The 14,240-nt window shown below is 45.8% G+C and carries 13 protein-coding genes; all 13 read left to right on the top strand.

What is annotated here, in order from left to right; genetic code table 11:
* Nucleotides 1-10 precede the first annotated feature (10 nt).
* Nucleotides 11-499 carry a PTS system mannose/fructose/N-acetylgalactosamine-transporter subunit IIB gene (locus FYJ39_RS04200; RefSeq protein ID WP_154471204.1) on the top strand — a complete coding sequence of 163 codons (489 nt, stop codon included), beginning with the start codon at nt 11-13 and terminating at the stop codon, nt 497-499.
* 18 nt (nt 500-517) lie between these two features.
* Nucleotides 518-1,264: a PTS mannose/fructose/sorbose/N-acetylgalactosamine transporter subunit IIC gene (locus FYJ39_RS04195; protein ID WP_154471203.1), complete on the top strand. Its 747-nt coding sequence runs from the start codon at nt 518-520 to the stop codon at nt 1,262-1,264.
* 22 nt (nt 1,265-1,286) lie between these two features.
* A complete protein-coding gene (locus FYJ39_RS04190) occupies nt 1,287-2,120 on the top strand; it encodes a PTS system mannose/fructose/sorbose family transporter subunit IID (RefSeq protein WP_154471202.1) in 834 nt (277 codons plus the stop codon).
* A gap of 16 nt (nt 2,121-2,136) precedes the next feature.
* On the top strand, nt 2,137-2,874 hold the full coding sequence (locus FYJ39_RS04185; protein ID WP_154471201.1) for an amidohydrolase family protein: 738 nt from the start codon (nt 2,137-2,139) through the stop codon (nt 2,872-2,874).
* 84 nt (nt 2,875-2,958) lie between these two features.
* A complete protein-coding gene (locus FYJ39_RS04180) occupies nt 2,959-3,933 on the top strand; it encodes an IF-2B domain-containing protein (RefSeq protein ID WP_154471200.1) in 975 nt (324 codons plus the stop codon).
* Between the two features lie 26 nt (nt 3,934-3,959).
* Nucleotides 3,960-4,748, top strand: coding sequence for a BtpA/SgcQ family protein (locus FYJ39_RS04175; protein WP_154471199.1), 789 nt, complete (start codon nt 3,960-3,962; stop codon nt 4,746-4,748).
* A 296-nt stretch (nt 4,749-5,044) separates the two neighbouring features.
* Nucleotides 5,045-5,464 (top strand): 30S ribosomal protein S12, encoded by a 420-nt coding sequence (rpsL, locus tag FYJ39_RS04170; protein ID WP_154471198.1) that lies wholly within the window; start codon nt 5,045-5,047, stop codon nt 5,462-5,464.
* A gap of 284 nt (nt 5,465-5,748) precedes the next feature.
* A complete protein-coding gene (gene rpsG, locus FYJ39_RS04165) occupies nt 5,749-6,219 on the top strand; it encodes a 30S ribosomal protein S7 (protein WP_178258542.1) in 471 nt (156 codons plus the stop codon).
* Nucleotides 6,220-6,267: 48 nt separating this feature from the next.
* The gene (fusA, locus tag FYJ39_RS04160) at nt 6,268-8,385 is read left to right on the top strand and encodes an elongation factor G (protein ID WP_154471197.1); all 2,118 of its coding nucleotides are present in this window, start codon (nt 6,268-6,270) and stop codon (nt 8,383-8,385) included.
* A 119-nt stretch (nt 8,386-8,504) separates the two neighbouring features.
* Nucleotides 8,505-9,698: an elongation factor Tu gene (tuf, locus tag FYJ39_RS04155; RefSeq protein ID WP_154471196.1), complete on the top strand. Its 1,194-nt coding sequence runs from the start codon at nt 8,505-8,507 to the stop codon at nt 9,696-9,698.
* Between the two features lie 385 nt (nt 9,699-10,083).
* Nucleotides 10,084-10,995 carry a YitT family protein gene (locus tag FYJ39_RS04150; RefSeq protein ID WP_154471195.1) on the top strand — a complete coding sequence of 304 codons (912 nt, stop codon included), beginning with the start codon at nt 10,084-10,086 and terminating at the stop codon, nt 10,993-10,995.
* A 380-nt stretch (nt 10,996-11,375) separates the two neighbouring features.
* On the top strand, nt 11,376-13,058 hold the full coding sequence (locus FYJ39_RS04145; protein WP_154471194.1) for an ABC transporter substrate-binding protein: 1,683 nt from the start codon (nt 11,376-11,378) through the stop codon (nt 13,056-13,058).
* 207 nt (nt 13,059-13,265) lie between these two features.
* Nucleotides 13,266-14,228, top strand: coding sequence for an ABC transporter permease (locus tag FYJ39_RS04140; protein WP_154471193.1), 963 nt, complete (start codon nt 13,266-13,268; stop codon nt 14,226-14,228).
* Nucleotides 14,229-14,240: the final 12 nt, after the last annotated feature.

Genomic DNA, 14,240 nt, shown 5'->3' with positions numbered 1-14,240 from the left:
GGTTATAGAGATGGAGATTAGTGTATTTCGTATTGATGACAGATTGATTCATGGGCAGATTATCACGGCTTGGATTGCTTATGCTGATGCAAAAACAATTATTGTAGCAGATGACAAGGCTGCGAAGGATGAATTCCAGCAGTCCCTGCTTAAGCTGGCAACGCCGGATTCCATAGCCCTTAAGATCCTCGGAGTGGATGATGCAATCGCATACATCCACTCCGGTGGGGAGGATGGGAAGGCGTTGCTGCTTATGCGTGGACCAAAGCAGGCGCTGAAGTTCATAGAGGCGGGCATTAAGAAGGATCAGATTAATGTGGGCAACATGAACATGAAGAAGGGCAAGACCAAGGTGCTGGGCAACCTGTGGGTATTCCCGGAGGACGTAGAAGCCATAAAGGGTATCTATGACCAGGGTGTAAGCCTGGAGGTTCGTGCAGTTCCTAGTGAGCGCAGCCAGGATGTAATGGAACTTCTGAACAAAAATAAATTAGTATAATAGGGGGAGGGTAAGATCATGAGTTTATTCATGCAGGCATTTTTGGTAGCTGTATTTGTGACAGTGGCGTTTATAGATTCTCACACAACCCAGATGCATATATTCCGTCCGGTTGTGGTTGGCCCGGTTGTGGGCCTTATCATGGGAGATGTGAACACCGGCTTTGCGGTCGGTGTTACAGTGGAGCTTATGTTTCTGGCTGTTATTTTTGTGGGGACAGCAGTACCTCCCAACCCAACAATCAGTACAGCCATTGCAACGGGAATTGCCATTATGGGAGGAGGGGGAACGGATCTGGCTGTAGCAACCGCGCTTCCTGTCTCTTTTATAGGCCAGATGGCGGAGACATTCCAGAATTCCATTATTAACGTATTTTTCATGCACCGCGTGGAAAAGGCGGCGGAGCGCCTTGATACAAGGGGGATTATTGCCAATAACCTGATTTTTCCCATGGCAGCCAATGCGCTGTTATACGGACTTCCTGCATTCCTGGCCATTTATTTTGGAGCAGCGTATGTGCAGGCAATCATCAATGCCATTCCGGACAAGGTCATAACAGGATTATCTGTAGGCGGCAGCATGATTGGTGCAGTGGGTTTTGCGCTTTTGCTGAATTCCATTAAGGTGAAAAAGTTTTGGCCTTTCTTCCTGCTGGGATTCTTTGTGGCGGCGTATCTGAATATCAACATGATTGGAATCGCCCTGCTGGCAGTTATATGTGTGGCAATGTATTACTACTTTAAGATTGGGGATTCAAACGCGTAATTGGGAAAGGACGGACAATGATATGAGTACAGAAAACAGTGGGAATGTCAACAAGCTTACAAACCGAGACTTATGGAAGGTGTTCTTGCATCAGCTTACCATCAGGAGCGCTAATAACTATGAGCGTCAGCAGAATGCAGGATTTACAGAGTCGATGATGCCTGTGATTGAGAAATATTATGATGACCCTGAGGAAAAAAAGGAAGCCTATGAAAGGCATATGGAGTATTTTCTTACCAACGACATTACCTCGGCAATCCCAGTGGGAGTATCTGCTGCCATGGAGGAACGGTATGCCACAGAAGGAGATATTGACCCGGATTCCATCAATGCGGTTAAAACAGCTCTTATGGGACCCTTGGCTGGCCTTGGAGATTCCCTTTTAAATGGTACGGCAAGACCGATTCTGGCTGGCATAGCTATATCACTGATAACTGCTGGCCTTGGATGGGTGGGTCCCATATTCTTTATTATAGGTATGTCCATTGTGTCATTAGGGGTGCGGTATCTGGGGGTGTTCCAGGGATATAGGCAGGGCGTCAAATTTGTGGAGAAGATTCAGTCCAGCGGACTGATCAGCAGGATTTCCGAGTTGGCAGCCATTGCAGCTTACGTAATTGTGGGCGGGTTCATACCGGCTCTGGTGGTCATCTCTATACCGATTGTATATCAGAGCGGCGATACGGTTCTCAGTATTCAGGAAACACTTGACGGGCTGATGCCGGGGATTCTGGGTATGCTGTACACAGGGTTGATGTATCTGCTGATATCCAAAAAAAAGGTATCCGCAGTCAAGCTGATCCTGATGACCATGATTGTGGGTATTGCAGGAACCTACTGCGGTATTTTAGGATAAAACAGGAGGTAGAAGGATGATTACTGATATCCATTCGCATATTAGGAGGAACTCTGCAGGTCAGGAGGAAGAGGAGAGGAAGCTGCTCCGGGACATGGAGAAGAATAAAGTCGACTTCCGTGTGGTGTCCGCCCTGGAAGGCTGGTCCATTGACGCTGGGAATCGGTATATTTCGGGTTTTGTATCTGCTCATCCGAACTGTTTGGCCGGCTGTGCTGTCATTAATCCAAAGGAAGATAACTGCGGGGAAACGGCCAGGAAAGCCCTGGAACTTCCGGGTATGATGATGTTGGAATTTAATTCAATAGAGCACGGGTATTATCCTGACACATGCAGAGGCATAGAGGACGTGCTGGCAGTAGCTGAGGAGAAAAGGGTTCCAATCAAGGTATTTACGGGAATCGGATCCCGTTCCATGCCGCAGCAGTGGCTGGGACATGTGAGGAAGCATCCGGATCTTACCTTTATATTTCTTCACATAGGATGCTTTGATTACGGATATGGCTGTGTGGATCTGGGAAGGGAGATCCCCAATATTTATCTTGAGACCTCCAACCAGTATGAGGTTCAGATTTTAAAGAAAGCAGTGACAAGCCTTCCAAAGGAGAAGCTGGTGTTTGGTTCCTCCTATCCGGAACGGCTGACCAGGTGCTCGCTGGATGTATTTGATATGTTCCATCTGAATGAGACATACAGGGAGTATTTGTTTGGTAAGAATGGAGCTAGGATACTGAAACTTGGTTCAAACGCTTAGATATAATAAAGCAATAAAATGTTTTCAGAAATAAGATGCGGCCGGATTCTTAATCCGCAGCCGCCCAAGGGGAGATCTGATTGAATGGATAATAATGTAAGGGATATACTTCCCGTCCACATGAGGGAAGCATTTGATTCAATTGTAGAGCAGAGGATTCTGGGGGCCAGCAACCATATTGCCATGGTAGGGGATATGATTGAGGCCATAGTTCAAAGGGGAGCAGAGGAACATAGACCCACAGCTCAGGTAATTGAAGAGATTTTTGCAGTGACCGGATTTTTCATTGCTACCAGGGGAGAGGCCAGCCAGGCTGTCAGCAATGCAATCCTGCTCATGATACATAATATCAGATCCTATGCTAAGCTGGATATTAAAAAAGCTGCTGACCTGATTCTAAAGACCAAGAACAGCTACGCCAGATCAGCGGCGGAGGCGGTAAAGCAGTGTGTGTCTTACGGGGTAAAGCTGGCAGAGGATATGGATCGGATATTTGTATATGACTACTCTAGTACGGTTGAAAAGTTCCTTCGGGGCTTAAAGGAAAATGAAAAGAAGTATGAGATATACATTGCTGAGAGCCGGATTATTGACGGGGGCAGGCCTTTTGTGAAGGCATGCCAGGAGTCAGGACATAAGATAAAGTTTATTCCCGATGCAGCCATGATGTATTATCTGAAGGACTGTGACGGCGCCTTTATGGGTGCAGAAGCATTTTATCCGGATGGTACGGGCTTTAATACTACGGGATCAGATATTGTGGGGCTGATCTGCACGTATTACCAAATACCGCTGTATTTCCTTACACCACTGATTAAGGTTGATGTCAGACCGGTGTCTGGCGGCAGGAAGAAGCTGGTGTACGATAATCTGAAGGATAAGCTTACCGCCAGCTGGGGAGCAGATCTGAACCGGGATTCTATTGATTTCATCACGCCTGAATTAGTGGGGGTAGAGCCTGGGTTCATCCGTGGATTTGTAACGGAGAAGGGCGTGATCCCTTCGGGACAGATATATGGGGTCAGTATGGAGTATAGTCGGAGTTTAAGGGAAGCATAGGATGAGGAAAGGGAGAGAGAAATCAGATGAACTGTTTGGGACGTACAGAAAAGGTAATATTGTCCATGATACAGCCTGAACCGCTGCCAGGCAGTTACCGGCATACAGGGATGGAGATCCAGGAGATTGTGGACAGGGCACTGTGGGAAACGGAGATGGTGGCAGAAAACCATTTTGATGGAATCATTGTACAAAATATGAATGACATGCCTATAAAGCAGGAATCCAGTCCTGAGGCCATTGCCTATATGACCAGGATTGCCTATGAAATCAGGAAGCGTTTTCCGGAACTGCTGATGGGAATTTTGATGAACTGGGATGGAGTGGCCGGACTGTGTGTGGCCGATGCTGTGGGAGCTGACTTTGTTAGGGTAGAGCACCTGTTTACGGGAGCCAGTGTTACTAGTGCAGGGATTCTTCAGGCCCAATGTGTGGATATTGCAAAGCTGAGGAAGCGCATCGGAACTAAAGTGCCTGTTTATGCAGACATCTATGAGGTACACGGAATGCCTCTTGGCAGAAAGCCGGTGGGAGATGCTGCATGGGAATGCGTCCATGAGGCTTTTGCGGATGGCCTGTTCATGTCAGGCAGGAGTGTAGAAGAAAGTATCCAGATGGTAAAGGAAGCCAGGAAAAGGGTAGCGGATACGCCCATATTCCTGGGCGGGGGAGCCTCAGGGGATAATATCCATGAGCTGATGCGGTATTTTGACGGTGTGTCCGTAGCTACCTGGATTAAAAACGGGGATATGAAGAACCCTATTGACCCGGAGAGGGCAAAGATATTTATAAGTGAGGCAAGGGGGAAGGTGTAGAGTATGACTGGCAGTGCAGCTGCAGGAATGTAAAAAATAAAAAACCAGAAACCATTTTACAAAAGTCAAGGTTTCTGGTTTTTCGGATTTGGAATAACTCATAATGTCTCCGGTGAAAAAATGATACTTATTTGCACCCAGGTATAAAAACAGCCTGCTTTTGAAGAAAAAAAGAAATTCCTTGACAGAATATTTTTACGTGTATATAATAATATGGCGTGCTGAAACACGTAATGTTTTTGTGCGCAAAAAGCTGACATACAGCAACCACAGACAATATCACAGGAGGTGAAAGAATGCCAACATTTAACCAGTTAGTAAGAAAGGGAAGACAGACCAGCGTTAAGAAGTCTACTGCTCCTGCTCTCCAGAAAGGTTACAATTCTTTACAGAAGAGAGCAACAGATACTTCCTCTCCGCAGAAGCGAGGAGTTTGTACCGCTGTTAAGACTGCTACCCCTAAGAAGCCTAACTCAGCGCTTAGAAAGATAGCCAGAGTTCGTCTGTCTAACGGAATTGAGGTAACAAGCTACATTCCAGGAGAGGGTCACAACCTTCAGGAGCATAGTGTTGTTCTGATCCGCGGCGGCAGAGTAAAGGATCTTCCTGGTACCAGATACCATATTGTTAGAGGTACGCTGGATACCGCAGGTGTGGCAAACAGGAGGCGGGCCCGTTCCAAGTACGGCGCAAAGAGACCAAAAGACAAGAAATAATCAATAAAACCGCATATTTGATTTTAGGATAGTGCCGGAATGATGATATTGGCCTGTAGGTTGCAGGGTTATATATTGTAGTGCCGTGCATGAACACATCCGTGTGCGGGCGGGGATGGAAGGAAGCGCCATGCTCAATGCTGCAAAGAAGACGCGCTCATTTCCCAGGTACGCTTGAACCCTAAGCTCGTGAGAGACCCCGTTAAGCGCTCAATGTGAGTACCTATGATCTAATTGCATACAGGGACATTTTATCTCTGTACCATATTAAGGAGGGAAGTAACGTGCCACGTAAAGGACATACTCAAAAAAGAGACGTTCTGGCAGACCCGATCTATAATAATAAGATTGTTACCAAATTAATTAACAACATTATGTTAGATGGTAAGAAGGGTGTTGCGCAGAAAATCGTATACGGCGCTTTTGAACGTGTTGCTGAGACAACCGGCAAGGACGCTATGGAAGTATTTGAAGAAGCAATGAACAACATTATGCCTGTGCTGGAGGTTAAGGCTAAGCGTATTGGCGGAGCTACCTATCAGGTGCCCATTGAGGTTAGACCTGAGAGAAGGCAGACGCTGGCTCTTCGCTGGCTGACTCTCTATTCCCGCAAGAGAGGAGAAAAAACCCAGAAGGACAGACTGGCGAATGAAATTATGGATGCAGCCAATAATACCGGGGCATCTGTAAAGAAGAAAGAAGATATGCACAAGATGGCAGAAGCAAACAAGGCGTTTTCACACTTCCGCTTCTAATTGCCGGAATGTGCTGAACCGATTTGATTATTTAAGGAGGAAAAAGCCTTGGCTGGAAGAGAATATCCATTGGAGAGAACCAGGAATATCGGAATCATGGCTCATATTGATGCTGGTAAGACCACATTGACTGAGCGTATTCTGTTTTATACTGGTATTAACTATAAGATTGGAGATACCCATGAAGGTACTGCTACCATGGACTGGATGGCTCAGGAGCAGGAGAGAGGTATCACCATCACTTCAGCTGCTACTACCTGTCATTGGACTTTGCAGGAGCATGCAAAGGCAAAACCAGGTGCATTGGAACATCGTATCAATATTATCGATACTCCAGGACACGTTGATTTTACAGTAGAAGTTGAGCGTTCCCTGCGTGTATTGGACGGCGCTGTGGGCGTCTTCTGCGCAAAGGGCGGTGTTGAGCCCCAGTCAGAGAATGTATGGCGTCAGGCAGACACCTATAACGTACCTCGTATGGCCTTCATCAATAAGATGGACATCCTGGGTGCAAACTTCTACGGCGCTGTGGAGCAGATTAAGACAAGACTGGGCAAGAATCCTATCTGCTTACAGCTCCCAATCGGCAAGGAAGATGATTTCCAGGGAATTATCGACCTGTTTGAGATGCAGGCTTATATCTACAATGACGATAAGGGCGAGGACATTAATATCTGCGAGATTCCGGAGGATATGAAGGATGAGGCAGAGCTGTATCACAGCGAGCTGGTAGAGAAGATATGCGAGCTGGATGATGACCTGATGATGCAGTATCTGGAAGGCGAGGAGCCCTCCGTTGAGGAGCTTAAGGCAGTCTTGAGAAAGGCTACCTGCGAGTGCGCGGCTATTCCTGTATGCTGCGGTTCTGCATACCGCAACAGAGGCGTTCAGAAGCTTCTGGATGCCGTCATTGAGTTTATGCCGGCGCCTACTGACATTCCTGCTATTAAGGGCGTTGATTTGGAAGGCAACGAGATTGTGCGCCATTCTTCTGACGAGGAGCCGTTTGCAGCTCTTGCGTTTAAGATTATGACTGACCCCTTCGTTGGCAAGCTGGCGTTCTTCCGTGTGTATTCCGGTACTCTGAATTCCGGTTCCTATGTATTGAATGCGACGAAGGGCAAGAAGGAGCGCGTTGGCCGTATCCTTCAGATGCATGCGAATAAGAGAAATGAGCTGGATAAGGTTTATTCCGGAGATATTGCGGCAGCAGTTGGATTTAAGATGACAACCACCGGAGACACAATCTGTGATGAGAAGAATCCTGTTATTCTGGAGTCCATGGAATTTCCGGAGCCGGTTATTGATATTGCCATTGAGCCTAAGACTAAGGCTAGTCAGGATAAGATGGGCGATGCGCTTGTTAAGCTGGCTGAAGAGGACCCCACGTTCCGTGTTCGTACTGACGAGGAAACCGGACAGACCATTATCTCTGGTATGGGTGAGCTTCACCTCGACATTATCGTAGACCGTCTGCTCCGTGAGTTTAACGTGGAAGCCAACGTAGGCGCTCCTCAGGTTGCCTATAAGGAGACATTTACAAAAGCTGTTGATGTCGACAGCAAGTATGCGAAGCAGTCCGGAGGACGCGGACAGTATGGTCACTGCAAGGTGCACTTTACACCTATGGAAGCAAATGCAGAGGAGACCTTTAAGTTTACCTCATCTGTTGTAGGAGGCGCTATTCCGAAGGAATACATTCCTGCGGTTGGAGCTGGTATCGAGGAAGCTGCAAAGACCGGTGTGCTTGGCGGGTTCCCTGTGCTGGGTGTGCATGCTGACGTATACGACGGCTCTTACCATGAGGTGGACTCTTCTGAGATGGCATTCCATATTGCCGGATCTATGGCGTTTAAGGATGCGATGCATAAGGGCAATCCGATTCTGCTTGAGCCTATTATGAAGGTTGAAGTAACGATGCCTGAGGACTATATGGGCGATGTTATCGGCGATATCAATTCCCGCCGCGGCCGAATTGAGGGTATGGAGGATATCGGCGGCGGAAAGATGGTCAAGGCCTATGTTCCGCTGTCAGAGATGTTTGGTTATTCTACGGATCTTCGCTCCAGAACTCAGGGCCGTGGAAATTACTCCATGTTCTTCGAGAAATACGAGCCGGTTCCAAAGAACGTGCAGGAAAAGGTGCTGTCTGAGCACAAAAAATAAGACCTAATTCTTTATAAAAGGCTTGTAAATCAAGGGAAAATAGAATATAATGATTGATAGCCTGACATTATCTATAGTAGCCCAAGATACAGGGCGCAAATTAAGGAGGACGTTATAAAATGGCTAAAGCTAAGTTTGAGAGAACGAAACCGCATTGTAACATTGGTACCATCGGACACGTTGACCATGGTAAAACCACTTTAACCGCAGCTATCACAAAGACTCTTCATGAGAGATTAGGTACTGGTGAAGCAGTTGCTTTTGAGAACATCGATAAGGCTCCGGAGGAGAGAGAGCGTGGAATTACTATCTCTACCGCACACGTTGAGTATGAGACAGAGAAGAGACATTATGCACACGTTGACTGCCCAGGACATGCTGACTATGTTAAGAATATGATTACCGGAGCTGCGCAGATGGACGGCGCTATTCTGGTTGTAGCAGCTACCGATGGCGTTATGGCTCAGACAAGAGAGCACATCCTGCTTTCCCGTCAGGTAGGCGTTCCTTATATCGTAGTATTTATGAACAAGTGTGATATGGTGGACGATCCAGAGCTTCTGGAGCTGGTAGATATGGAGATTCGTGAGCTGTTAAATGAGTACGAGTTCCCAGGTGATGACACACCAATTATCCAGGGGTCCGCTCTGAAGGCTCTTGAGGACCCGAATGGCGAGTGGGGAGATAAAATCCTTGAGCTTATGAAGGCCGTTGACGAGTGGGTTCCAGATCCAGTTCGTGAGACTGACAAGCCATTCCTGATGCCAGTAGAGGATGTATTCTCTATCACAGGCCGTGGTACGGTTGCTACCGGTAGAGTAGAGCGTGGTACTCTTCACGTATCTGATGAGGTTGAGATCGTTGGTATCAGCGAGGAGACACGTAAAGTTGTTGTTACTGGTATCGAGATGTTCCGCAAGCTTCTTGATGAGGCTCAGGCCGGCGATAACATTGGTGCGCTGCTTCGTGGCGTTCAGAGAACAGAGATTGAAAGAGGACAGTGTCTGGTTAAGCCAGGTTCTGTTAAGTGCCACAAGAAGTTTACCGCTCAGGTTTACGTTCTGACCAAGGACGAGGGTGGCCGTCATACTCCTTTCTTCAACAATTATCGTCCTCAGTTCTATTTCAGAACAACTGACGTTACTGGTGTTTGCGAGCTGCCTGCTGGTACAGAGATGTGCATGCCTGGCGACAACGTAGAGATGACCGTGGAGCTGATTCATCCGGTAGCTATGGAGCAGGGTCTTCGTTTTGCTATCCGTGAGGGCGGAAGAACGGTAGGTTCAGGCCGTGTTGTTACTATTGTTGAATAATTGATAGATTGGTATCAAGCTAAATAAAATAAATGCCGCAGTCCCTTGGAGTGAGGGGGTGCGGCTTTTTAGTGTCTGCAAAAAGAAAAGCATTTCCTTGTGAAAAACAAAAGCCCGGCAGAATGGATTGTTCGAAGAATGTCCATTCATGGGTTGGTCGTGGGGCAGGAAAGACGGCAGCTTGACAGCGGAAGGGAAACATGATACCATACCTTATGGAGTATTTGACAGTATAAACATAAAAGCACAGATGGCATATGATAATTGAGATTATGACTGAGAGGCCTGAAAAGCCTCGTATGATAAAAAGCGTTATGGCGGCAGAGAAATCTGCCGCCGTTTTCTTTGACGTTTCATCTGGGTAAAGTGAGAAAGGGGTAAAAGGATGGAGATAAAAAAGAGGGCAGCGGGGGAGCTTATGAGTATCGGCATGATTATTCTGGGTAATTTGATGTATGCCTTGGCAGTGGTGTTGTTTATTGTGCCGAACAACCTGATGACAGGAGGGACTACCGGCCTGGCGCTGTTTTTTTATCGGTTTGCATGTATTCCGGTGAGCCTGTTTGTGAGTCTATTTAACGTAGCCATGTTTCTTATAGGAGCCTGGATTTTGGGAAGGAGGTTTGCGGTGACGACGGCACTCAGCACAGTCATTTACCCGTTTATGCTGGGGGTGCTGGAGCGTACTGGTTTTCAGGGCTTTGCTATGGAGGAGCGGCTGGTGGCTGTTTTTTATGCAGGTCTGTTGATTGGAGCGGGGATAGGGATTGTGATACGTGCCGGGGCTTCCACGGGCGGAGTGGATATACCTTCTTTGATCCTTAAAAAGAAGCTTGGTATAAATATATCTTTCAGCATTTATCTGATGGACTGTGTGATTCTGGGTCTTCAGATGATTGGGGCAGACTTCCGCGGAGTTTTATATGGAATTCTTTTGATTATTGTGTATACTATGGTGCTGAATAAGGTACTGGTGTCTGGTACTGCAAGAATTCAGGTCAAAATAGTCAGCAAAGCCTATAAGAAGCTGAACCGTCTCATCACAGAGCGTATGGACTGCGGCGCTTCTTTGCTTCACATGGAGACAGGATACCTTCATAAAGAGCAGGAAATGATACTGGCTGTAATAGCCCAAAGAGATTTGCCCAGGCTGAATCAGCTGGTAATGGATGAGGATCCGGAAGCATTTATGATAATTAATCAGATAAATGAGGTCAGAGGCAGAGGGTTTACCATGAAACGGGTTTATCGAAATGCCGAGGAGGAAACAGGTGTAAAAGCTGATGGAATTGTATAATTTGGTGAAAATATGAAGCTTATATTTAGTTAAAAAATCAGTTGCAGCCTTGCAAAAAAAATAATTATATATTTAAGTGGATTTGGAAACAAAAAATAAAAATGTAGAATAAATAAACAAATTCAAATGGATATATGGTGATTAAGTTGGATAAATAAGCAAAGATACAGAAAGAACATTCAATATAATAGCATAGTATTGAAAATAAATTTAAAAACAAATATACTAAAAAAGATCCATTTTTATAATGTTTGCCTAACTATATTAGGTAATATGCCAAAGGAAGGGGTACCATGGGGTTAAACCATTGGGCTAAAAGGGCGTTTATATACTTTTTCTTTGGGTCGGATCACATAAACGATGAAGGAGAAAGGGAAAGAATGAAAAAGAAACTGTTATCTTTAATTCTTGCAGCTTCTATGAGTATGGTTCTTCTGGCAGGCTGCGGCGGCGGACAGGAAACTGCAACAGACACAGGGGCAAAAGCGGAAGGAGGTACAGAAGCAATTCCGGCAGGTGAGGCAGGAGTGCTTTACTCCAATGGAGGGCCGACAGAGTTCTTTGAGACCCCTTGGTTAAATCCGGGAACTTATATGTATAACAAAACTTTATATGCGCGTCTGCTGCTTGCAGACGAAAATTTATCTCCTATATCAGGTGAGGGAGAGTTGGCCTCCAGCTATGAAATGGCAGAAGATGGTTCTTACTTAAAATTCACCTTAAGAGACGGAATAACCTGGCATGACGGAGAGCCCATTACAGCAGAAGAAATTCAATGGAATATTGAGTACGCATTAAAGACAACCGTTTTAAACTCCGTATTTCGCTCCGCTTTTGAAGCTATAGAAGGCTCTGGCGCTTACTTAGATGGAAGTGCGGAACATATTTCCGGTATTGTAGTTGACGGAAATACGATTACATTAAACTTCAATAAGGTAGCTCCTGATGCATTGCTGGTATTTACCCAATTTGCGCCATTGCCGAAAAAATATCTGGCAGATGTGGATCCTGTGAGCCTGCAGCAGGCAGAATACTTCCAGCATCCGGTTGGTTCCGGTCCTTTTAAGGTGGAGGAGGTGCAGATGGGTAACTATACGATACTGGCGCCTTTTGAAGGATACTATGGTGGAGTGGCAAACTACAAGATCCATTTAAATCCCAGCGCCGGAGATTCGGATCCCAACTTTGTTACAAATGCAAAAGCTGGAAAGCTGGATTATGCATACACGAAAAACATTGCTGACGTGCAGGCATTAGAAGGGCAGGCAGGTATTACCTTAGATAAAGTGGATGTACGTTATACACGGCTTTTCTACGTGAATAAATTCCCTAACGCAGATGGAACTCCAGGCGCTCTTTCGGATCCGAGAGTGCGCCAGGCGATTGCTTATGCAATCGATATGGCCTCTATCTGCGAAGGAGTTATGAATGGAGCGGGCGTTCCTGCCAATAGCTTAACCCCTGACGGGCCGGATAAGGTAGATGGATTAAATAACTACGATTACAATCCTGAGAAAGCAAAACAGCTATTAGCAGAAGCGGGCTGGGATTCTAATAGAGAGATCAAAGTAGTTTACTACTATACCGATCAGGCAACTCAGGATTTAATGGCAGTTATCCAGCAGTATCTTGCTGAAGTTGGAATTAAGATGAATGCAAGCCTGGTAGAAGGAGACCTTGCAACAATCCTTTGGAAAGCGCCGGAGGATCCGGTCAATGGACCTAGAGCGGTAGACTGGGATATGTGTTATGCGGCAAATGCGGCGCTGTCCTTACATGAGTACTATGACAGATACGCAACCGGCTACTCCATTAATTCACACACGCCTGGCGATCCAAAGCTGGATGAGTTAATTGCTGCAACAAATGCTTCTGCAGATGCGGAGGTACAGAAAAAGGCGTTTTTTGAATTGCAGAAATACGAAAATGAAACATTATTTGAAATCCCATTATATTACCAGCCAATCTATTTGTTACATAGTGATAGAGTAGAAGGAATTGAGGCGATTGGTAATCCACAGTTTAATTTTAACTGGGGAGTTCAGAACTGGGTTGTAAAGTAAGATAAACAATTCAATTCAAATCTGTTTTATATACCGTGTAAGGATGAGGAGTGTGTCTTAAAAGTCGCTTTAGAATCAAAATCATACCATATGCAGCGTATCGCGCTGTTATAAAATCTCTATATGGCATGATTTCTGAATGAAAATGACTTTTGAGACACTCTCTTTCTTTATGAGAATGGGACGAATCAGAAAGGAAGGCTAAACATGCTTAAGTATACAGTGAAAAAAATCCTGGGAATGATTCCGATGCTGCTGATTATTACCTTTATCATCTATTGGCTGTTGGATTTGACGCCAGGAGATCCTACCTCTTATTTAATGGATCCGGAGTCCCTGGCCCGGTTAACGAATGAACAAATGGCAGCTTTAAGGGCACAGTATGGATTAGATGATCCCTTTGTTATAAGATATTTTAAGTGGTTGTTCCGAATTTTACATGGAGACTTTGGCTATAGTACCTCCAGCGGAGTTCCGGTTATTAAAATTATGGCGCAAAGACTTCCTGCTACGCTGGAGCTGGCGGTGGCGGCCTTATTGATTTCTACCGTTCTTGGAAGTATTCTGGGAGTGTTAGGCGCTATTTATAAAGGAAGCATTGGAGACAATGTTCTGACTGTGGCAGGTATGATTGGAGTTTCGATTCCCCAGTTTTTCTTTGGCGTATGCGCTATTTTAATCTTTGCTTTGAATTTAGGATGGCTGCCGGTTGGAGGGCGTACGGATACCAATGCAGTAACCTTTTTAGATCGCGCGAAATACATGGTATTACCAGCTCTTGTGCTGGGAGTTTCTATGACTGCGGGTGTAATGCGATATGCCAGAAGCAGTATGCTGGATACGATGAATAAAGACTACATAAAAACCGCAAGAAGTAAAGGCCTGCCGGAATGGAGGGTAAATCTGATACATGGATTCAGGGTGTCTCTGACTCCTGTAATTGTATTAATTGGTTTCCGTCTGCCAACGCTGATCGCAGGTTCCGTAGTAATTGAAACAGTATTTCAGTGGCCTGGAATAGGAAGTGCGTTTAATAGTGCAGTACGTTCTCAAAACTATAACCTGGTTATGATGTTAGCCCTGCTTTTTGTATTTATGACCTTGTTTGCCAGTACCTTTGTTGATATCATGACGGCGGCGCTGGATCCAAGGGTGAAGCTGAACGGATAGGAGGTGATAAAG

Origin of the sequence: Clostridium porci, assembly GCF_009696375.1 — a bacterium.
GTDB classification, from domain to species: domain Bacteria; phylum Bacillota; class Clostridia; order Lachnospirales; family Lachnospiraceae; genus Enterocloster; species Enterocloster porci.
The sequence above is the reverse complement of the archived record's forward strand: the minus strand, read 5'-3'. Positions and strand labels throughout refer to the sequence as shown.